General features: G+C 63.5%; 37 protein-coding genes. All 37 read right to left on the bottom strand.

Annotated elements, in window-relative coordinates; genetic code table 11:
- Positions 1 to 34 precede the first annotated feature (34 nt).
- Complete coding sequence (locus ACNQR1_RS10475) at positions 35 to 376, bottom strand: hypothetical protein (protein WP_418045842.1); 342 nt, start codon at positions 374 to 376, stop codon at positions 35 to 37.
- 108 nt (positions 377 to 484) lie between these two features.
- Positions 485 to 613 carry a hypothetical protein gene (locus ACNQR1_RS10470; RefSeq protein ID WP_418045840.1) on the bottom strand — a complete coding sequence of 43 codons (129 nt, stop codon included), beginning with the start codon at positions 611 to 613 and terminating at the stop codon, positions 485 to 487.
- Position 614: 1 nt separating this feature from the next.
- Complete coding sequence (locus ACNQR1_RS10465; RefSeq protein ID WP_267887996.1) at positions 615 to 746, bottom strand: hypothetical protein; 132 nt, start codon at positions 744 to 746, stop codon at positions 615 to 617.
- Between the two features lie 46 nt (positions 747 to 792).
- Positions 793 to 1,740, bottom strand: a complete 948-nt coding sequence (locus ACNQR1_RS10460; protein ID WP_418045838.1) for a hypothetical protein — start codon at positions 1,738 to 1,740, stop codon at positions 793 to 795.
- Positions 1,741 to 1,911: 171 nt separating this feature from the next.
- A complete protein-coding gene (locus tag ACNQR1_RS10455) occupies positions 1,912 to 2,103 on the bottom strand; it encodes a hypothetical protein (protein WP_418045836.1) in 192 nt (63 codons plus the stop codon).
- 690 nt (positions 2,104 to 2,793) lie between these two features.
- Positions 2,794 to 3,156 (bottom strand): hypothetical protein, encoded by a 363-nt coding sequence (locus ACNQR1_RS10450; RefSeq protein WP_418045834.1) that lies wholly within the window; start codon positions 3,154 to 3,156, stop codon positions 2,794 to 2,796.
- Positions 3,149 to 3,595: a hypothetical protein gene (locus tag ACNQR1_RS10445; RefSeq protein WP_418045832.1), complete on the bottom strand. Its 447-nt coding sequence runs from the start codon at positions 3,593 to 3,595 to the stop codon at positions 3,149 to 3,151. The genes ACNQR1_RS10450 and ACNQR1_RS10445 overlap by 8 nt, the downstream gene beginning before the upstream one ends.
- On the bottom strand, positions 3,592 to 4,275 hold the full coding sequence (locus ACNQR1_RS10440) for a hypothetical protein (protein WP_418045830.1): 684 nt from the start codon (positions 4,273 to 4,275) through the stop codon (positions 3,592 to 3,594). The genes ACNQR1_RS10445 and ACNQR1_RS10440 overlap by 4 nt, the downstream gene beginning before the upstream one ends.
- A 233-nt stretch (positions 4,276 to 4,508) precedes the next feature.
- Positions 4,509 to 4,901, bottom strand: coding sequence for a hypothetical protein (locus ACNQR1_RS10435; RefSeq protein WP_418045828.1), 393 nt, complete (start codon positions 4,899 to 4,901; stop codon positions 4,509 to 4,511).
- Entirely contained in the window at positions 4,894 to 5,058 is a 165-nt protein-coding gene (locus ACNQR1_RS10430; protein WP_171504876.1) for a hypothetical protein, read from the bottom strand. The genes ACNQR1_RS10435 and ACNQR1_RS10430 overlap by 8 nt, the downstream gene beginning before the upstream one ends.
- Positions 5,055 to 5,306: a hypothetical protein gene (locus ACNQR1_RS10425; RefSeq protein ID WP_418045826.1), complete on the bottom strand. Its 252-nt coding sequence runs from the start codon at positions 5,304 to 5,306 to the stop codon at positions 5,055 to 5,057. The genes ACNQR1_RS10430 and ACNQR1_RS10425 overlap by 4 nt, the downstream gene beginning before the upstream one ends.
- Positions 5,303 to 5,599 (bottom strand): hypothetical protein, encoded by a 297-nt coding sequence (locus ACNQR1_RS10420; protein WP_418045824.1) that lies wholly within the window; start codon positions 5,597 to 5,599, stop codon positions 5,303 to 5,305. The genes ACNQR1_RS10425 and ACNQR1_RS10420 overlap by 4 nt, the downstream gene beginning before the upstream one ends.
- A complete protein-coding gene (locus ACNQR1_RS10415) occupies positions 5,596 to 5,781 on the bottom strand; it encodes a hypothetical protein (RefSeq protein ID WP_418045822.1) in 186 nt (61 codons plus the stop codon). The genes ACNQR1_RS10420 and ACNQR1_RS10415 overlap by 4 nt, the downstream gene beginning before the upstream one ends.
- Positions 5,774 to 5,998 carry a hypothetical protein gene (locus ACNQR1_RS10410; protein ID WP_418045820.1) on the bottom strand — a complete coding sequence of 75 codons (225 nt, stop codon included), beginning with the start codon at positions 5,996 to 5,998 and terminating at the stop codon, positions 5,774 to 5,776. The genes ACNQR1_RS10415 and ACNQR1_RS10410 overlap by 8 nt, the downstream gene beginning before the upstream one ends.
- The gene (locus tag ACNQR1_RS10405; RefSeq protein WP_418045818.1) at positions 5,995 to 6,354 is read right to left on the bottom strand and encodes a hypothetical protein; all 360 of its coding nucleotides are present in this window, start codon (positions 6,352 to 6,354) and stop codon (positions 5,995 to 5,997) included. The genes ACNQR1_RS10410 and ACNQR1_RS10405 overlap by 4 nt, the downstream gene beginning before the upstream one ends.
- A 373-nt stretch (positions 6,355 to 6,727) precedes the next feature.
- Positions 6,728 to 7,114: an endonuclease VII domain-containing protein gene (locus ACNQR1_RS10400; protein WP_418045816.1), complete on the bottom strand. Its 387-nt coding sequence runs from the start codon at positions 7,112 to 7,114 to the stop codon at positions 6,728 to 6,730.
- A complete protein-coding gene (locus ACNQR1_RS10395) occupies positions 7,101 to 7,454 on the bottom strand; it encodes a hypothetical protein (protein ID WP_418045814.1) in 354 nt (117 codons plus the stop codon). The genes ACNQR1_RS10400 and ACNQR1_RS10395 overlap by 14 nt, the downstream gene beginning before the upstream one ends.
- Before the next feature lie 67 nt (positions 7,455 to 7,521).
- The gene (locus ACNQR1_RS10390) at positions 7,522 to 10,035 is read right to left on the bottom strand and encodes a DNA methyltransferase (protein ID WP_418045812.1); all 2,514 of its coding nucleotides are present in this window, start codon (positions 10,033 to 10,035) and stop codon (positions 7,522 to 7,524) included.
- Positions 10,032 to 10,154 (bottom strand): hypothetical protein, encoded by a 123-nt coding sequence (locus ACNQR1_RS10385; RefSeq protein WP_418045810.1) that lies wholly within the window; start codon positions 10,152 to 10,154, stop codon positions 10,032 to 10,034. Before ACNQR1_RS10385 ends, ACNQR1_RS10390 begins: the two co-directional genes overlap by 4 nt.
- Positions 10,151 to 10,378: a hypothetical protein gene (locus ACNQR1_RS10380; RefSeq protein ID WP_418045808.1), complete on the bottom strand. Its 228-nt coding sequence runs from the start codon at positions 10,376 to 10,378 to the stop codon at positions 10,151 to 10,153. The genes ACNQR1_RS10385 and ACNQR1_RS10380 overlap by 4 nt, the downstream gene beginning before the upstream one ends.
- A 139-nt stretch (positions 10,379 to 10,517) precedes the next feature.
- Entirely contained in the window at positions 10,518 to 10,787 is a 270-nt protein-coding gene (locus ACNQR1_RS10375; protein ID WP_418045806.1) for a hypothetical protein, read from the bottom strand.
- Positions 10,788 to 11,088: 301 nt separating this feature from the next.
- Positions 11,089 to 11,661, bottom strand: coding sequence for an NUMOD4 motif-containing HNH endonuclease (locus ACNQR1_RS10370; RefSeq protein ID WP_418045804.1), 573 nt, complete (start codon positions 11,659 to 11,661; stop codon positions 11,089 to 11,091).
- A gap of 1 nt (position 11,662) precedes the next feature.
- The gene (locus ACNQR1_RS10365; RefSeq protein ID WP_418045802.1) at positions 11,663 to 12,481 is read right to left on the bottom strand and encodes a lambda exonuclease family protein; all 819 of its coding nucleotides are present in this window, start codon (positions 12,479 to 12,481) and stop codon (positions 11,663 to 11,665) included.
- A complete protein-coding gene (locus ACNQR1_RS10360) occupies positions 12,478 to 12,648 on the bottom strand; it encodes a hypothetical protein (protein WP_418045800.1) in 171 nt (56 codons plus the stop codon). The genes ACNQR1_RS10365 and ACNQR1_RS10360 overlap by 4 nt, the downstream gene beginning before the upstream one ends.
- A gap of 112 nt (positions 12,649 to 12,760) precedes the next feature.
- Entirely contained in the window at positions 12,761 to 13,162 is a 402-nt protein-coding gene (locus ACNQR1_RS10355) for a WhiB family transcriptional regulator (RefSeq protein ID WP_418045798.1), read from the bottom strand.
- 127 nt (positions 13,163 to 13,289) lie between these two features.
- On the bottom strand, positions 13,290 to 13,445 hold the full coding sequence (locus ACNQR1_RS10350; RefSeq protein WP_418045796.1) for a hypothetical protein: 156 nt from the start codon (positions 13,443 to 13,445) through the stop codon (positions 13,290 to 13,292).
- A 100-nt stretch (positions 13,446 to 13,545) separates the two neighbouring features.
- Positions 13,546 to 13,776 (bottom strand): hypothetical protein, encoded by a 231-nt coding sequence (locus ACNQR1_RS10345; RefSeq protein WP_418045794.1) that lies wholly within the window; start codon positions 13,774 to 13,776, stop codon positions 13,546 to 13,548.
- Positions 13,773 to 14,348, bottom strand: coding sequence for an exonuclease domain-containing protein (locus tag ACNQR1_RS10340; RefSeq protein ID WP_418045792.1), 576 nt, complete (start codon positions 14,346 to 14,348; stop codon positions 13,773 to 13,775). The genes ACNQR1_RS10345 and ACNQR1_RS10340 overlap by 4 nt, the downstream gene beginning before the upstream one ends.
- The gene (locus ACNQR1_RS10335) at positions 14,348 to 14,647 is read right to left on the bottom strand and encodes a hypothetical protein (protein ID WP_418045790.1); all 300 of its coding nucleotides are present in this window, start codon (positions 14,645 to 14,647) and stop codon (positions 14,348 to 14,350) included. Before ACNQR1_RS10335 ends, ACNQR1_RS10340 begins: the two co-directional genes overlap by 1 nt.
- Entirely contained in the window at positions 14,644 to 15,339 is a 696-nt protein-coding gene (locus ACNQR1_RS10330) for a hypothetical protein (protein ID WP_418045788.1), read from the bottom strand. The genes ACNQR1_RS10335 and ACNQR1_RS10330 overlap by 4 nt, the downstream gene beginning before the upstream one ends.
- Positions 15,336 to 15,599: a hypothetical protein gene (locus tag ACNQR1_RS10325; RefSeq protein ID WP_418045786.1), complete on the bottom strand. Its 264-nt coding sequence runs from the start codon at positions 15,597 to 15,599 to the stop codon at positions 15,336 to 15,338. The genes ACNQR1_RS10330 and ACNQR1_RS10325 overlap by 4 nt, the downstream gene beginning before the upstream one ends.
- Before the next feature lie 70 nt (positions 15,600 to 15,669).
- Positions 15,670 to 16,557, bottom strand: coding sequence for a hypothetical protein (locus tag ACNQR1_RS10320; protein WP_418045784.1), 888 nt, complete (start codon positions 16,555 to 16,557; stop codon positions 15,670 to 15,672).
- Positions 16,550 to 16,843, bottom strand: coding sequence for a hypothetical protein (locus ACNQR1_RS10315; protein WP_418045782.1), 294 nt, complete (start codon positions 16,841 to 16,843; stop codon positions 16,550 to 16,552). Before ACNQR1_RS10315 ends, ACNQR1_RS10320 begins: the two co-directional genes overlap by 8 nt.
- Complete coding sequence (locus ACNQR1_RS10310; RefSeq protein ID WP_418045780.1) at positions 16,840 to 17,241, bottom strand: hypothetical protein; 402 nt, start codon at positions 17,239 to 17,241, stop codon at positions 16,840 to 16,842. The genes ACNQR1_RS10315 and ACNQR1_RS10310 overlap by 4 nt, the downstream gene beginning before the upstream one ends.
- Positions 17,238 to 17,558, bottom strand: a complete 321-nt coding sequence (locus ACNQR1_RS10305) for a hypothetical protein (protein WP_418045778.1) — start codon at positions 17,556 to 17,558, stop codon at positions 17,238 to 17,240. Before ACNQR1_RS10305 ends, ACNQR1_RS10310 begins: the two co-directional genes overlap by 4 nt.
- The gene (locus ACNQR1_RS10300; RefSeq protein WP_064914869.1) at positions 17,555 to 17,752 is read right to left on the bottom strand and encodes a hypothetical protein; all 198 of its coding nucleotides are present in this window, start codon (positions 17,750 to 17,752) and stop codon (positions 17,555 to 17,557) included. Before ACNQR1_RS10300 ends, ACNQR1_RS10305 begins: the two co-directional genes overlap by 4 nt.
- Positions 17,749 to 18,084, bottom strand: a complete 336-nt coding sequence (locus ACNQR1_RS10295; RefSeq protein WP_131811493.1) for a hypothetical protein — start codon at positions 18,082 to 18,084, stop codon at positions 17,749 to 17,751. Before ACNQR1_RS10295 ends, ACNQR1_RS10300 begins: the two co-directional genes overlap by 4 nt.
- Positions 18,085 to 18,234: the final 150 nt, after the last annotated feature.

The following is an 18,234-nucleotide window of genomic DNA, read 5'->3' as shown; positions in this document are numbered from 1 at the left end:
CGGCTGAGACGGTAGATAACCCACTCCTGTGCGGTCATTCCCGGATCTCCTGAATCTCGCAGATGACGAACTCCCCGCCACGCTGCTTGGTGACGTACTCGTGAGCGTTCTGCGCCTGGGCGAGGTCATCGAACACGGCGCTGACCAGCTCGTAGTCGTAGACGCTCTCCCGCTTGATGTTCGGCGTTTTGGAGAACGCCCCGTAGCCGATGCGACGGTCGTCCTCGTCAGCCTTGGCTACCTTGCGGATGGCTTCACGCACTCGGTCGGCGTGGGTGTTGCCACTGGCGAACACGTAGCGTTGGGCGGCGGGTCCGAGCCAGGCGGCGATGAACTCATCGAAGGCGGTCAGCGCCCGATTGATGGGGTTGGTCATAGGGTCGATTCTGGTGTCACGGTGGGAATGTCGACAGTGCTGCGCTGGCCCCAGGCGCAGCACTCCCAGAACGGGCAATCGGTGTCGGGGTGCCGTCCGCAGGCCAGCTCAGTCATGGCACACCTCGGCAACGTAGACGGCTTTGGTCTCCACCCGGCATTGCGTGGGGTACGGGGCCTGGCAGGTGGTGCAGTTCCCGGTGCCGTCGTCCTGGTGGATCTCGAATGCGATTGTCACATCAGTCTCTTTCCTCGGTGTGATTCTTTCGGCGCTCCCGACGCCGCCAGATGGCCTCGTGAGTCCAGATGCACAGGTAGAGCGCCAAGACCACGAGGGGGATGCTCAGGTTGGCCCACTCGACTTCGGTCATGTCTCACATCCTTTGCTGGTTGCTGATAATGCGGCGTTGCGTCATCTCAACCGGCCTTGCCGTGTCGGGGCCTGGATGCCCGCGCCCTGCGTACATCGCCGATGGTGACCATGTTGGCGCCGCTGGCGTCCTGGCCGCGTACGGGTACCCAGCCCTTGACGATCCAGCGTTCGATGGTGCGTTGCGGTACCGGCTCATCGAGGCGGGGCAGCACCCAGTCGACGAGATCCCGGACGGTGACCAGAACGTCATCGAGTTCGGCGAGGTTGCGGGTCAGTACATCTGACACGTCGTGGGTTTCGTCGCATTGCGGGCAGGTGACTTTGTTGGCTTTCTTGCCGACGTGGAGTGCGAAGTTGCAGCGGGTGGTGCCATCACCCTTCTGGGCGCGCTGCGACAGTAGTTCGTCGGGGGCGGGGTCGGTGACGCACGGTCCGATGATCATGGGCGCTACGGGACGGTTGATGACGCGCTCAATGGACTTCTGCACGTCGTCGATCTCGTTGATGAAGTCGAGGCCGTCGTCCTGGTGTGCGATGTGTGAGCAATGCCGTTCCAGCCAGCGGACCATGGCCACGGTGGTGTTGAGGGTCGGAATGTCGATGCCGCGTTGCTCGCACAGGTCTTTGATCCACCAGGCCAACGTGTTGTGGATTTTCTGCAGTTCGTCGGAGGCTCGTCCGTTGACTCGGCCGGCGGCGAGGGCGTGATGGAGTGCGCGGCGTTCGCGGGCGGCGAGATCTTTACCTGTGGGTGGTTTGTCGCTGTCGCGAGGGAAGGTTTCGATGTGTGCTGCGAGGGTGTCGTCACCGTGGAGTACGTCGCGGCGTTTTGAGCGTCGACCGTTGTCGCTCATGCGGACTTGTCCGATGGTGGTTTCGATGAGCCGGTCGAGGTACCAGGGGAGGTCGCGCAGCTTGGCCCGCAGGTTGCCGATGCAGGTGGAGCACAGGAACAGGTCGCATTTGCGTTCGCAGCGGGCGCATTCAGCCATGGGTCATTTCCTCCAGTCCGCCGTTTCGTTTCGAGATGAGCCCGTTGTGGACGACGCGCATGAGCCTTTCAGATGTGTGTTGCGGGATGTGGGTGATGCCGTCTTGGCAGTCGTCGCAGAGCTCGCTTGTGGCGGCGGTCGGCAGGGTGATGTTGCATACCTGGCAGGTAGTCACTTGGTCCTCCCGTGTTCGCAGTCTCCAGTTTCGGGTTGGGGTCGCGGGATGCGTCGGAAGTCTTGGACGTCGGTGAAGCTCAGGAGGTATCCGTCCACGTTGGGGTCGATGACGGGTAGGGCCGTGAAGATGTATCGGGCGTCGGCTGCGTCGATCGCGAACTGGCGGCGTTGGCTGGGTTGGCTCACTGCTGGTCCCCGCTTCCAAGCTCAGGCTGTGCAACTTCGGCGTCGATCGTTGGCAGTTGCGGCGCAAAGCAGCCGATGATGACTGCTGGTTCGGTTGGGGTGGTGTCGTTGTAACCCCAGTCGGGGCGGTCGTACGGTCGACTGCCGTCGAGTGAGAAGGCGTTGTGATCGGCGGTAGATCAGGTCATCGCGGCGCTTGATGCTCATGAGTTCGACGTAGGTGCCGACGAGTTCGAGGTCTTCTTGTTCGATGACGACGGGTAGGTGGTCGGGGAGGTTGGCGAGGGCTGCGCGTAACTGACCTACGTTCATCGGTGATTACCTCCGCATTCGGTGCGTGGCCTGTAGCACTGTGGGCATGTGGGGCTTTGGTGGATGAAGGTGGCTTGGGTGTGGTGAATGTCAGCGAGCTTCATTGAGCGGTCCAGTGGCAGGTGAGGTGTGCTCCGTTGTGGTCGATCCATTGGCCGGGCGAGAGCGGCTGACCGCAGCGGGGGCAGGGTGGCATGGTGTCGGCTTTCAACGAGTCCCAACCGCGATGGGCGAATCGATAACAGTGCCCACATAAGTCCCTGGATCTTCGATCGGTCCTGGTTCCGCATCTAACGCACCGATTGGCATCCGGGGTCCGGTCACACGCGGGGGCCGGTTCTGACGCGTCTCCGTGGACGTGGGGCGGTCGTGCGTGGCTCATTTCTTGGCGCCCCATCCCATCGCGGCGCGCACTGCAGCCATCCCGCGGACCGCGGCAGGCCGGTGGTCGATGTGGTCGCAGACGGTGAAGCTCGGCGTGTAGCCCTCGCTGTCACACAGGCTGCAGTTGGCGATGCGTATTTCGTTGCGACGCTTCTCGGCCCGGTCGGTGACTGCGTTTCGGTGCGCACGGGCGGCGTTGGACTGGTCGCAACTCAGGGGCGCGTGCACGGTACGGCTGCCTGTGAGACGTTCGCGCTGCTGCCGGGCACGTTCGGTCGCGGCTGCGGTTTCACGGGCGCGGCGCCGAGAATCGAAATCAACCACCGGGTCGTCGGACTCTCCGTAGCGGTCAGGCATGGTCGGCGTCCATCGGGGCCGGGGGTGCTGCGGCACGCTGGCGGGCGACCAGATCGGCAGCGCGTTGTGGATCGGTTCGGGGCTGGCCGAAATGCTCACGGGCTTCTGCGAATGCGGCGATGGCCTGCCGGCGCTGCGCGGTGACCGCGGGGTCTTCATCGGGGGCGGCCTTCGAGTCGCACAGCGCTTGGTATTCGGGGGTTGGTAGCGCGTTCTGTGCGCGTTCGGCAAGGATTTTCCGTGCCCGCTGATACACGTGGCCCGGTTGTATCCACGTGTCGGGCTGGTGACGCAGGTGGTCGCGTACGGCTTCGAGTGCGACGCCGACGGGCAGTTCTCCGATGACGGCTTGCCAGATTTCGACGTCGGCTTGGCCGATGGTGCGTCGGTCGGCGGCCGCGATTGCAGTGAGGACGTCGATGACGTCGTTGCGATTCATGTCAGCTCCGATCGGTTCGGCGGGTTGTCTTTGAGTGCTTGGGCTTGGGCTGCACGGAGGTCGCTGGTGGCGGGGCGGTGTCCGTTGACGGCGGCTTGGTCGCGCTCAGCGGCTCGGGTTTTTGGTGATGCGAGCCAGGATGCGAATGCGGCGTCCCAGTTGGCTGATTGGCGCGCTTCGGATAGGGCATGGTTGCGGAACGCTTCGGCTGCTGCGTTGATGTCTTTGATGCCGAGGGTTTTGGCTTTGGCGCGGTGGGTGAGGTTTGGTTCCCAGTCGTCGGGGATGAGGGCCAGCGTGCCGCGCGGGCGCGCGTTCTCTCTCTCTTTTGCTGTTCCCCTGTTCCCCTGTTCCCCTGTTCCAGTCGCGAGTGTGTCGCGAGGGCTCGCGAGTGTGCTGCGAGGGTTTCTGTAAGACTCGCGATCAACCACGTCGGCATACTCGAAAGTGCCGTCTGGCCTGGGGTAACGCCCTTTAGACGGTCGGTCGATGCGTTGGAGGTCTTTCCACTTGTCGACATAGAGCAATTTCTCGCCGTCGGCCTCGTATCGGGCAATCAGACCGGCCCGATGGATGCGGTCAATGGCTTCAGACAAGCTCGCGACAGTCTCGCGAGGGCTCCTGAAAGTGTCGCGAGGGAACACTTCGGTGGCGATCAACTCAATGTCATCCTTGCCCACGCCGTTGTCATCTACGTACGCCTCAAGGCCCTTGAGTACGAACCGGTCTGCCCATTCGAGAGCGTCGGCGATCGTTTTGGACCTCCAGAATTCCGGTTTGGTCGACCTAATCCTCATGGCTCTCCTCTTGGTTGGGGCAGCCGTCACGGTGGCCTTGGGTTCGGATGTGCAGACCGCATTCCGGGCACCGGTTGCGGGCCACGAGTTCGCGGCGCGGGAACGGCAACCAGGGCTTAGTCATCGCGCACCGCCTGGAAGTCGCGGCAGGCGGGCCACCACGCGCGGATGTCCGACGATTCGCAGCCCGTATCGCGGTCGTAGGTCACTTTGTCGCCGCGCTGGGTTGGGAAGTGGCATTTCGGATACGTCTTGTCGTGATGGCTCAGCCGGACGCGGAACCGGCAGTCACCGCAGCGGAGCCCTTCGGCAACGCATTCATCCGAGGTGCCGGGCGTGAACTTCGCGGCGTCGGGATGTAGTGCGACGTAGCCGAGTGGGTGCGTTCCCTGTGCGATGCGCTTCTCCACGAGCCGTTTCCGCCTCTCGCCACGTGTGAGCTGTTCCGGTTCAGGCGGGATCAGGTAGGCGTCGGCGGGCACATCGAACAGGCCGGGCTCGTCACTCATCGGTGATCACCTCGATGTGGACGTCGCCGTCGTAGACCACGCGCTCAACCCCGTCTACGGACTGGCTGTAGTGGCCGCACTCGTCGGACAGGCAAGCTCGGACGGGTAGGTCGGGGTTGTGTTGGGATAGTGCGGCGATCAACTCTGCGACAGTCATCGGGCACCGTCCTTGGGGTGGTAGCAGGCAAAGTCGCATTCAGGGCCGGGGCACGTGTAGGGGCAGCCACCGTTAGCGGGGAGTCCCGTGTGGGTGTGCAGGGTGCCGTCACCGCGGATGTAGAACTCGCGGCGGCACCAGCGGCAGATGCCGTAGGAGTCGACCATCTTGCGGCCCCGTCGAACACTGGTTTCGCGGGGCACGAGCGCGTACGGGGTTGTGTGGCTGCCGGGGCATGGAGTGCTCATGGCTGCACCTCGCTCCAGCCAGACACCCAACAAGCTTTGCCGTAATAGCCACTCGACCAACCCGCTACGTGCAGGGTGAGTCCTCCGAGGGCTTTGTCGATCTCAGCGGCAACATGCTCAGCCCAGAGGTCATATGGGTCAGGATCGTTACGGCGAGGCTTGCCCGTCAGCCTGCCGAAGTCCGTCTTGCAATTGGCGCATCGAAGGATCTCGTTGTCGTTACTGAACGACCTCCACCGCGAGGGCTTGTGATTCTTGTGCACATCGTTGATGAGCTTCTGGGCGTCACTCATCGGATCTCTCCTCGCGCTAGCTTGCGGGCTTGGTTCATGGCTTGCGCGTGGGGGTTCCAGCCGAGCGCCCCGCACCAGGCGACGCCGTAGAAGTCGAGTTCCCTGCCGCCTTGGTTGATTGCCCAGCCTTGGATGCGGCCGTTGGCGGCGCGGACCGGCGTGACCTTGATGCGGTCAGTCATCGCACACCCCCGGATTCAGCTGGGCCGGATGGCCAGACTCGTCGATGCGACCCATGGTGAAGTGGCACCAGACATCGAACTCCGCACCCTCCATGCCGAATCCGTCCCGAACCATCCACTCCCGAACCCGCCGAAGTTGGATCGCCTTGCCGCACACTTTGCACCGGCCGACGCAGCCCAACGCGGTGCCGTCGCGCAACCCGTCGATGCCACTCATTCGGGTGCCTCCGCAGCGTGGACAGCGGCCAGGAGTGCGGCGCCGAATGCCCGGGCGTCACTGGCGCTTAGCGGGTCATCGTCGCCGTTGTCGTAGTCGAGTTCGGCGCGGATGTTTCGCCACTTCTCGTTGTAGATGACGTGCGAGTCGCCAACTTCCCATATCTGTTCCTGGTGACGTGGTGAGAGAACCGGCTCGGGCAGTTTCACCACGACATGCCCTGACGAGGCGAGTGCCTCCAGGTGCGCGGCGATAGCCGCGTCGGCGAGCACGCTGTATCCCATGACCTCGCCACGTTCAAGGCAATCAGCTTCCGCGGCCTGGAGCGCCATGGCGACCCTCTCGCGTGCGCTCATCAGTCCACCACCCAGGTAAAACCGCATCCGCACTTATGGATTTCGGTTTCACAGTCGACACCCGGCGCCGTCCCTATGTCATGGCGCGCTGTGCCCAAGATGGCGCACCGGTGTTGGTGATCCGGTTCGGGTTCGGGCCAGTATGGTTCCCCGCACTCGGTAGCGTTCATCGTTCCAGCTCCTCGGCGGGCGACTTGCCCAAGCTGGCGTGGTCGTAAGTGCTGCACCACTGCTCGAATTGAGCGCCAGTTATGGCGTGCTTTTTGAGTACGGCCATCGCCTGAACTACGGCGGGGTCGTCATACAGCTTCCGAATATCTGCGCTCATTCGCCTATCGCCTCGTACGTCGCGGCAAAAATGTCGGGCTTGGCGCTATTCCCGTTTGAGGTAGCGGAGAGCCGCCCTGAGCCGCTTTGGGTCGTCGCGGAAGAACCCGAGGCCCTTGTTGCACGAGTCGCACAGGACGCCGCGAACGCGCTCAGAGACGTGGCAGTGGTCGATTCGCAGTCGCTCAGTACTGCCGCAGATCGCGCACTTGCCCTCGCGCATGAGTTGTTCGTACTCGTCCAAGGGGATGCCATAGGCCGACTTGGCCTTGTGGGCAGCCACGCGCTCCTTGTTGGCTGCGACCCACTCGCGGTGCTTGGCCTTCTGGCGCTCCTTGTTGGCCGCGTAGTACGCCGCACTCTTGGCGCGAGAGCAGACCTTGCACCAGCCTGCGCGCTTGCGAACTCCGTAGTAGTCCTCACGAGGCTTCATCTCCCCGCACTTCGGACACTGAATCAGTTCGCTCATTGTCGGCAACTCTCTCGTAGGTTGCCTCAAATATATCACTCTTGCAGGGGTAGAACTCGCCCTGCACGCCACGGATGATCCAGTCGCCGATGTCTGCGCGCATGTCTCCCTCAAGCGTGCGGATGATGATGTGCGGGTCGGCGAACGGGAGAATGCAAGTCCCGCCGTTCGATTCGATCCAGTACGCGATCAGGGTGTGGTTGGCGAGATCGTCAATCACCTGCACCGCCTGGATCTCTACCGGCTTCTTTCGGAACCGTTTTGCCCTGATCGGCCCGTCGGTTCGCAACGGAAATTCGCTCATTTCTTGGTCCTCCACATGGTTCCGGTGGTACGGCGGCGCTCACGGTGGGCACAGCAGGATTCGGCAGTCACGAGGCGTCCTCGAGGTCGAACAGACTGGGCATGTCCTGCTTGTTCTCTTCGGCCTGCAGGTACTTGACGGCATCGAAGAAGTAGCCGGGGTTGAGTTCGACGCCACGGCCGCGCCTGCCCAGCTTCATCGCCCGCAGCGGAACGGTGCCCAGGCCGCCGAATGGGTCGAACACCAGATCCCCCGGGTTGGAGAACCGTGTGATTAGTCGGTCCACAATGTCGAACTGCAAGGGGCAGACGTGCATCTGCACGTTGCGGCGCCTCTGTTCCCCGTTCAATGTGATCATGCGGTTCACGTCGTGCCACACGTCGGGCGACCAGGACCCGGGCGCCAGTGACATGAACGTGGCCGGAAGTGCGCCGCGACCGTCGAGCTGCTCACCGATCCGGATGTGCGATTCGTAGTCGTAGACGTCCTGCAGGCTGTACTTGGTGAACAGAGTCGCCAGGGCATCAGGCTTCAGCTCGGCGAGCTCGTCGGCAGTCAATGACCTGTCACCGCTCGAGCGCCAGAACGCGTGTGCATCGACCTGCCAGCGGGCCCGGGTGTAGTCGTCCTTCGACTTGGTCACCGGGGTGTCGGCGTACCCCTTCGACCGATCCGACTGCGGCTTGTGGAACAACAGAACGTACTCCGGTGAGCCGACACCCATCTTGGTGGCGTCCTTGCACTGCTCCGACCAACCCAACCGGTACGTCTGATTGTTCTCCCGCACCACATCGGTGACGACGGTGATCATGCCGAGGTAGTCGAACCCGTGCTTACGGCCGTGGAACAACGCCTCAGCGTGGAACGGGGAGACGGTGGGAACGCCGGCGCCGGTGACGTTGCCGAACAGGATCCGGTCTTTGACGTGGCATGCGTAGATGCGCCCGGGTGCGAGGATCCGCAGCAGTTGGGGGGTGAGGTAGTCCATCTGCTGCCAGAAGTGGTCGTTGTCGTCGGTGTGCCCGAAGTCGTTGTAGGACGGGGTGTATTCGTAGTGGTTGGAGAACGGGATGCTGGTGACGATCATGTCGACCGAATCGGTGGCCATGCTTTCGGTTTCGGGTACGCAGTCGTTGTTGGCGAATGCCCAGCCCTCACCGGAGGCTTCGATGCGTTCGCAGCCGATGGACCGCTGCAGGGCTTCTGAGATCGCTTCGGGGTCCAGTCCGTATTCGTGGATGATGTCGGTCATGGTTGAGGTCAGCTCTCTGTGCTGGGCCCATTTCTCGCGGATGATCCGCACCACTTCGCGTTCGGTTTCGGAGTGGATGAGATGGGCTGTGCAGGGGTGGGTTTGGCCGAACCGTTGGATGCGGTGCAGGCTTTGAATCAGGTCGTTGAACTTGTGCGTGATGCCGATGTAGACGCAGGTGTGCGCCTGTTGCAGGTTCATGCCTTGCCCGAGCATCACTGGCTTGCCGATCAGGGCGTAGGTGTCGCGGTGCTTCCAGTCGGCCAGGCGGCGTTCCACTTCGTCGGGGTCGAGTGAGCCGTACACCGAGGAGAAGCTGAGACCGGCGTCCTCGAGGGCCTTCTCGATGGCGCGTTGTTCGTCGTTCAAATCGCACCAGATGACGATCTGGCCCTGGCCGTGTTCGGCGTGGTCGGTGACGATCTCGGTCAGCTTCGCCAGCCGGGCCCCGAGGGAACGTCGCTTCTCCGCCGCGGCCTGGGGTAGGCCGAGGTTCACGCCGCGCACCAGCTGCCCCTGCCCGTCACGTTCGAAGTCGAACCCGTCGGCCGGCGGGTCAACCTCATGCCACTGCACATCCAGGGGCGGCAGGTCGTAGCCGGTGGCGTCATGTCCGAGGTCGGCCGGTGATTGGACGAACGCGGCCCACGTGTTGAGCCACAGCCAGAATTCGCGTTCCTTGTGCGGGTAGAGGGTGAGGTTGTTCGCCTTGGTCGAGTCCCGTTGGAACCACCGGGTGAGCGCGGCGCCGGTGTCCATGACGCCGAGATACCCGGCGTAGTGGATCAGTTCCTTGAACCGGTTCGGTGACGGGGTGGCGGTGGCGACGTACCGGTACGGCACCCCGTCGAACAGCTCGAGGAAGCTCTGGTAGGTCTTGGACCCGTAGGACCGCAACACTGACGCTTCATCGAGGCTGACGGCCGCGAAGGCCTTCGGGTCGAGCTTGCCGTCGCGCACGGACTCGTAGTTGGTGAGATAGATGCCGTCACCGTCGATTTCGTCGGTGCGGCGGATGAACCGGGTTTTGATGCCCAACATCTGCGCGTCGTGGGCGAACTCGATGCGCACACCGAGCGGCATCACGATCAGGCCCTTGCCGCCACCATGCTTGGCCAGCGACAGCCGCACCGTTTCGAGCTGCATCACCGTCTTGCCCAGGCCGAACGCGGCGAAGATCGCACGGCGCCCGCCAGCGACGGCCCACCGCACCAGGTCACGCTGATGCGGCAATAGCAGCGAGTGCACCTCGGCGCCGTCGACCTGATGCCCGTACGTGTTGTCGAAACGCGCCTTGTTGGCGACGAACTTGGTGTACGTGGTCGTCACTTCTCCCCCTGCCGTTCGATTGCGCGCGCCAACTCCCGCAGGATCTCGCCCAGGTCAAGCACGTCCTGCATCGACGCCGGCACCCGCACCGCACGCCGATCGAGCAACAGAGGCCTCATGCGCCGGCCTCGTCGATCGCGAGGATGGTTCCGCATGGCCACGGCTCATGGCAGCAGGTGCAATTCCGGAAGTAGTTCTCGGTGTGCAGCTCACGAACCGCGGTGATCGCCTTGGCGTAGTCAGCCCCGGCCAGCATTCCGAGCTCGGCGCCCCGCTTGATCGCTGTCAGGGTGTCGATCGGACCCTCACCGAGCGGTTCGTCGCCTTGGTCTGTTGCGTTCACTGCCCCTCCAAGATTTCTGCTCTGTGCCCGACGAGGGCGTGATGCCGGCGGACGAACGCCTGGGCGCCGTCACGATCCGGGTATTCCGACCGCACAGGCCGCCCCAACTTCTTCGCGCACTCGATGCATTCGATTGCGATCACGAGGTCGCCTCGATGGCCTTCTTGCGGTCACTCCACATGGACAGGAGGTGTTCGCGGTGTGTGCCCAGATCCCACGACTTCAGGTCGGCGCCAATGTTCTTCAACTCGTCGACTGTTGCGGCATCCGTGATGCGCTGCTCAAACTCGGCCACGGTCTCGGCAGTGATCTGCGGGGGGCCATCAGGCAGGGGTTCGACGGTGAACGGGGCGCGCCTGCCGCGGGTCACGGTCAACGCCAAGGTGAGCCGGCTGTCGATGTGGCTCATGGCGCTGATCCTGATGCCGCCCGGTGTGTCTTTCCCGAATCGCACGTCCGGATCTCGATAGAGCATGAGGCGCCGGCCTGCGTAGGCAGATGCATCCTTGCCCCACCCGGCAATCAGCACTCGGATCATGCTCTTGCAGGGCCGATAGGTTCGACCAGGAAACTCCGCGAGGTGGATGTAAACCGGTTGCTCCGCAGAGCCTTTCGTGACCTTCTCGATGGTCACGGCACGAGGACCCGAAAGCATGTCTTCAGCGTTGACCTGGTCACTGTTCGGTTGCGCAGCTGCTGAGATGTCCATGTTAAGACGCCTTTCTGGTCGGGTTCTCTGCCGCTTCCGTCCTGGCCCTGGCGCGCCTTTGGCGCATGTACTCCCGACCCTTAAGCCTTCTTTCCTCCCTGTGTTCCTCGCGGTATATGCGACGGCAGTCGCGGCAGCACCGGCTACCGCTTGGCTTCACATAGGTGTTCTCTGGCGTATATGGGTGGCCTTTAGGGCATTCGGTCCTATTTGCCATGTGGTGACCGCCGTTACGAACACAGTCCAAGGCGTTCGAGCTTCGCGTGTCCCAGCGGAGGTTTGCGACACGGTTATCGTCCGGAATGTCGTTACGGTGACACCCATCCAGGCCATCCGGTCGCGGTCCGACGAACGCCATCAGCACGAGGTGGTGCACCAAGAAGTTCCGACGTGAGCCGGCATGGAGGGCAATGGCCAGATGTCCACTGCGTGCCTTGCGTGGGCTCATCAGCTTCCCGCGTCGCAAACGACCTCGCGTATCTAGGCGGGTGAGTGATCGCACTCCGCCCTTGTCTGAGACCTCATAGGCGCCTTCGTATCCGGGGATCGCGCGCCACTCTTCGATGTCGGACATATCAGATCACCAGCCCGAAGTCTTCGACGCGCCGTTCGGTCTGATGCAAGCCAACGGTCGACTCGTCATAGACGCGCATCATCTCGGCGGCGTTGGCCTCGAATGCGGCGACAGCCTTGGTGATTGCGTCGAACCAGCGTTGATCAGGGTAGACACGCTTAACGAACATCGGCATGCCGCCCGACCAACTGATGTAGTCGATCCACTTGCGGCCGGAAACCAGCAGCCCACACATCAGTTGCGCCATGTTCTCGATCGGCGGATGGCCGGCGAGCACGGTTGCCAGTTGCCCCTTCTGCCTTCGACTCTTGATCTCGATCAGGCCGTCATCGCCGACCAGGCCATCAGGTGAATACCCGATCCGGAATCCCCAGTCGTCGCGGATCATCAGCCCAACCTCGGTTACCGGTGCGTACTTTTCGCTGTACTTGTCGCGGGCGATCGGCTCGTCGTCGATGCCGCGTTGCATGTCGTCGTTGACATAGATCGGTTCGGTAACGCCGGTGATTCGTTCGGCCACCAGTGAAGCGGTGAGGCCACGGCTGGTGTCGTTGCTGGCCGGTTCAATGACGGTCGACGACGTCTGGCTGCGGGCGTATTCGGCGCGCTCGGGATGCAACGTCTTGATCGGCGTCGGGGACCGCTTGCCGAGGCAGGGATTGTCGGCCGCCGCACCGCACTCGGGGCAATCGAAGTCGACGGCGCCGATCTTGCGGGTGGTGATGAGCTGCCCGACAACGGAAGCGGTGACCAGACCGCGCCGTTGCTCAAGCCACTCGTCCGAACCTTGTTCGAGCTCGGGAAGGATCTGCAATGTCATGCGTCCTCCAGGTACTTCACGAGGTCGATGGCGTCGCCGATGTGGACCTGGGATGCGGTGGCGATGCCCCGTACCGATCCCGCATCAAGGGTGTCCTCAAACTCGGCCATCTCCTTCTTGGCGTCTGCCAGCAGGAGTCGCGCTCGTGTCAGGTGTGTGTCGTTCACAGGTTGTCCTCCGGGTTCCATCCGTAGATGTCGGGGCGGTCGTGTTCTGTTGCAGCGCGGTCCATCTCGGACATGGATGCGACGGCGGAGCGCCACTCGTCGGTTTCCCAGCTCATGCCGACCTCCTATCGAGGTGGCGGGATTCGGGCCGCAGCTTGTCCCGCTGTCGCCGTTTCTCCCGGTGCCGCGCCTCATAGCCGCGTTGCTGCGCGGTCTGCGCCGCACGCCGGCATTCAGGTGTGCAGTACCGCACCAGGTGATGCCCCGGCATGAATGTGGCATCGCAGCCTTTGCAGGATCGTGGTGGGATCCTGCGGGCGAGTTGGTGCCGCTGGTTCGGGGTGAGTCCGCCGCGAATGCCGCGGGATTCCTTGCGGTCCAGCGCGTCCTGTAGACACTGCTCCCGCACCGGGCACCCGTTGCAGATTTGGATTGTCTCGGGTGCGGGTTCGTCGGTGTCCCAACGGCTCGGGTTGTAGTCGGCGCACGCGGCGCGGCCCTGCCAGTAATCCATCAGGACCTCCCCATGATCGGGAGTGCTTTGGCGATGCAGTCCGGGCAGAACCGGCAGATCGCCGCGTACATGTCGGGGTTCGCCATGAATGACCAGTAGCGGCCGCAGCGTACGCATTTCGCGGCGCTCACCGTTCACACCTCCGCATCAGGTCGGCCCCGATCCCGAATCCCATCGAGCAGGCCAGCGCGGTGCCGAACATGGTGGGTGTGCCGACGACGAGTGAGGCGAGCGCGAATCCGAGTGCGGCAGCGGCGATGTAGGCGAGCAGACGCGGCGTCATTGGCGGTTCCCCCAGTGCTGGCCGAGCGCGAACCCGATGGCGGTGAACACCACGGGGGCCATTACGGTGAGGAACCCGAGTATCTGGGCGGGAATGCAGATCATGCGAACCTCACCCCGATGCCGGCCTCCACGAGCTCGTCGAACGTCACCGGGTCACCGACCTGGCGAAACTTCCTGTCATAGACGGTGATGCTCGGCTGGGAGCTGCGGACCTCGGCGGCCAACTGCGCCCAGAACCGGACCAGCGCGGCGTCGGCGGCGCGGCGGTTACGCGCCCGGCCACGGATGCCGAACGGGCCGCACGCAGGGCAGCGGAGTAGGTGATTCATCGGGTCACCACCTGATCGATCGGAACAACGGGGGCCTTGCTGCCGCGGTCGAGGTACCACTCCCGCGCGGCCCGGAAGCATGAGGCCGTGGCCGTCGCATCGCCGTATGCCGAATGCTCGTCGTAGTTAGTGATGCCGAAGTGCTCGCAGACCTTGGCCAGCCCCGGAAGCTCGTCGGGGCCGAGTCCCATTGCTGGCGCTGCGTAGGCGGAAAGGTCGGCCAGCCGGTGGTGCCACACCTCGCCCATGAGCCGGGCCAGGACCGCAGCATCGAACCGAGGATTGGAGCCGCCGAGGGTGTTGCCGGTCAGCATCTTCTCGAGTTCCTGGTACGCGACGTGGTTTTCCGCCGCGCTGGCGAGCATGTCTTCCCATGAGCCGCGCTCGTAGTACCGGTTCACCTGCAGGGCTTGAAAGTCGGCTTCTCCGAGCGCACTTCGTGTGACGAACGGGTTGAACCTGATCTCGTGCCCGGTTGCGGTGTTGATTGCCGCGACCTCCAGCGGCCAGCAGGTAGCGGTGTTGAGCCCGGTGGTCTCCAGGTCCACGACAATGAGTTGGCGCTTACTCATCAGGCACCGTCCTCGGTCAGCTCTGGCCAGTACTGGTCCGGTGCCTCGCCCTCGGGTGACCAATCCTCGAACTCGATATCGTCGTCGTACTGGGTTTCCCAGTCATCGAAGATGTGGCCAGCGTCCGGAAAGTAGTAGCCGTCAACTTCTTTGCCGAGATGCGACTTGTAGAACTCGGCTACGTCGAATTCGTCGGTGACATCAACACCGTTCGCCACCATGATGTCGAGCTCACGGCCGGAAACCTCAATCGATCCGTCACGGGGAAGGGTTGCGCTCCACCGAATGATGATGCTCATCGGATGACCACCGATCCTGTTGGCAGCCAACCCGGTTCGTCGGGCAGGACTGTTTCGTCGGTGACGGGGTATTCCTCGTAGGCCACGGTGCCGCCCGCGTTGTAGTAGCCCGACGTGCACGAATACCGCGAGCACCAGCCCGGCACCCAACCGGCGGGTACCCACACCTCACGCGCCCGCGTCCACGAGCCGTCCGGGCGGCGCGGGGTGTCGCACACCGTCCGGCGTTGGCTGCCGAGGAAACCCCAGCGGATCGTCTCGCAACCCACGCCCGGCGCGGCCTTGGCCGGGGCGGTGGCGTAGCCGATGCCGACGATGACGAGCGCGGCGATAGCCAGGGCGGCGAGGAGACGCTTGGCGGTCCGCTTGTGCAGGGTGCGGCGCCACCAGCGGGGACGGTGCACCACCGGCCCTGGCGCAGGCTCGTCCGGCCACTCGTCGTAGCGCCACGCCTTCAGCGGCTCAGCGGCGCGGTCCGGCTCGTCGGTGCGCAACTCGGCAAGGGCGGCCTCCAACTCAACACTGGCGCCAAGGTCGACCAGCCCACCCCGATCTTCGAGATCATCGGCGATCGCCCGCAGGTACATCAGATCCGACCAGTGCGCAGTGTCCTCATCCGACGCAACCCAGTTGGCGTCGTTCAGCAACGGCAAATCGCCCCACTTGCCGTCGTGCGCGGTGATATCGGTCATGCCGACACCTCACTGCTCATCAGGCGCACCAGCAGGCCCGCGTGAAAGTCCAGCAGCGCCAACGCATCAGCGCGATCCAAAGCGACTGCTGACGCGCTACCGCCGCGGCCGTCAGTGAGGGCGACCGCCCACTGGTCGTCAACCGTGGTCGCCATGCACCTCCCGGCGACTATCTCCCGACCATCGGGGGCGACGACGTACGACAGCAGCGCGGCGGCCCCGCACTCCCGGATCTTGTAGCTGTACTCTGTGGATTGCATCGGAATGGTTTTCCTTTCGGTTGGTGTTTCCGGTGTTTCGGCGGGTCGTCGGGCATGACGGCCCGCCGTACTACTGGGTGTCGTATACGTTTTCGAGCGCGGCGAACTGGGAAGCCCGATCCCGCAGTGCGTCAGCGAGATTCAGCAGTTCGTTCGCCTCGATGACCGTCGTCGAGCGACGTGCGGCCAGATCGGCAGCGGTAGCAGCCCGCGTCAGCAACTCCGAGTCGGACATTCGGGCGAGGCGCTCGATCTCCACCTGATCCAGGCGCGCATCAATCAGCGCCGGATCGAGCCCGCATGAGGCGGCCAGGGCGTGCGCGAGGTCGTGGACGGTGAGGTCCCCCAGGGAGGGCGGTGTTGGGGGGTTCCCGCTCTCCTCCCTGGGGGATTCACCCGCAACCACCGGAGTCACGGGCTCAAGGTCTAGGTACGCGAAGCAGGCATTGCACCGGCCGCCTTTATCGGAAACCGCTCGCTCAGCGGCTATCTGATTCGGGAACAGGCCAGCCACATCGCAGCCACATGCACCGCACCGAGGCTGGTACGACGTACCCACCCGCCAGCGGATCGGGACGGTTGAGCGCTCCGGGGGTGGCGACGGCAGAATGTCGCTATCACCCCCGGAGCCTTCGTCAACCGCACTCGCCGGGGACGGCGATGGTCGGGCGGGTGACGGGTCTGCCGCTGCGCTGACGGCGGCAGAGCCTTTGAGGTGGTTGCCGCATGACGGATCGAACGCGCACCACGCGCCGTGCAACTCGCACACCGCGCGCGGTTCCAGGCTGTCGCGCTGCTTCTCGAACTCGGTCAACCACTGCGGCCCACACTCCACCTGGGCGCGCGCATCAGCTTCCAAACGCGAACCCAACGTGGTCAGCACCGTCCCAGCAGCAGTACGCAACTCGCGGCACAGCTCGGAGACGTTGGCGCAGAAAGTCCTGGCAGCGTCACTCATCGAACAGCCTTCCGCTACCCAGTTCCGCGAGCTTCTCCCAGATCAATCCCCAGTCGCCGTCACCAGTCTCATCAACCAGGTGGTGCAGTCCGGTGATGTTGAGAACCATCTGGCATTGGCTCTCCACGATCCCGCCGAGCGTCTTGCAAGCGCTGCGCAGGCGTTCGACTTCGGCGACGAGCTCGGCCACAAGGTTGAGACGGATCTCCATCACCGGGTTGTCGTTGTCGCCGTGGCAGATACACACCGCCATCGCTTCCTTCACCTGCTCTGCCACATCACTCATGCCTTGCTCCAATCGGGATGGTGGAGTACGTAGGCGGGCAGTTCTGGGCCGTCTTCGCAGACCAGTTCGCTGTTGAATGCGGACGGAATCCACAGGCGCGATCCGGGATTGGCGTCCTTCTGCCATGCCCAGTTGTCGGCATCGACGATGATCGTGTCGGCTGGTAGCGCGTCGAGCTGCTCAACCGTGGTGATCGTGCAGGCTTCCCGCCATTCACCTTGAACGTGCTCGGCGAAAGACTCCCGTGAAAACTGGGCGGCTGGACTGCCGTCACGCCAGTAGCAGGTGCATACCCGGTACCCGGGCTGAGCAAAGCCGTGGACGGGATAGCTCTTAGCGCCGATCCAAGTATCCGCGTGCTTGGCGACTACCTCTGCAAGCGTGGGGAATTCGCTCATGCTGCCCCCTCGCACCGGTGTGCCTCGTACTCCTGCACGAGAGCGTTCAACCGCGCGTTCTCCGCATCAGCCTGAGACAGAAGCCGTTCCGCAGCCTCGGCCCGCTCCAACGCAACCCGCTCAGCCTCGATGAAATGACGAATCTCCCGCCACTGCCCAGCCGCAGACTCAGCGAAACCCTCAAACAAACTCGTCAACTTCTCAATCTGCGCCCGATCGAATTCCTTTGTCGCAGCCTGATACAACGCATCCGCAGCCACATCCACCCGCTGCAACACACGAATCGCGTACGGCTCATCATCAAACAGACGCGTCACGAGGCCTCCGCGGACGTCTTCAACGAATCCACGTACCGCTGCAGATCCTCGGCGGTGTACTTCCATTCGCGGCCGTCCTGGACCGCCAGGAGAAGGCCGGCGCGTCTCAGTTCATCGACACGCCTTGGGCTGGTGGAAATCTGCTCCGCCGCGCCGTCACGGTCGTACAGCATCCTCGTCGCCTTCACACTCATGACGACTCCAACATCCGCATCAGGTTGGAAACGATGGCGCGCGTTTGAGAACGGTTGAAGTCTCCCGGCCGCGCAGCCAATTGCTCCCCGAGTACGCGCCAAGCCTCATCGCGGCCGGCTCCCGTCAGATACTTGACGGCACAGTCGTGATGCCACCACGTCATGAACAACTTTGTGATCGCAGAACCGTCTCGCGTCACCTCTCGGCATCCGGGGCAAGGCCGAGACGGCGGATCGATCACAATCACGCCTTCCGTCTCCTCGTTCTTGAGCACTTTGGGCATGCGTCGACCGGACGACGAAGTCACAGAAAGGTTTTCGATCGGGTTCATTTGGTCAGCTCCAACTGGTCGCGAGACACCGTGATCAGACCGGTGCTGTGTTCGTTGACTGGAAGGCCCTCAGCGGCGAGGGCGTCACGTAGCTCGATTTCCTTCTGCGGTCGGACCCGCGGCTGGAATCGGCGCTTGCCGCCGTAGTTG

This window comes from Mycobacterium sp. 48b (genome assembly GCF_048282725.1).
Taxonomy (GTDB): Bacteria; Actinomycetota; Actinomycetes; order Mycobacteriales; family Mycobacteriaceae; genus Mycobacterium.
Note: the sequence above shows the minus strand (reverse complement) of the source record. Positions and strands in the feature narration are given on the sequence as shown.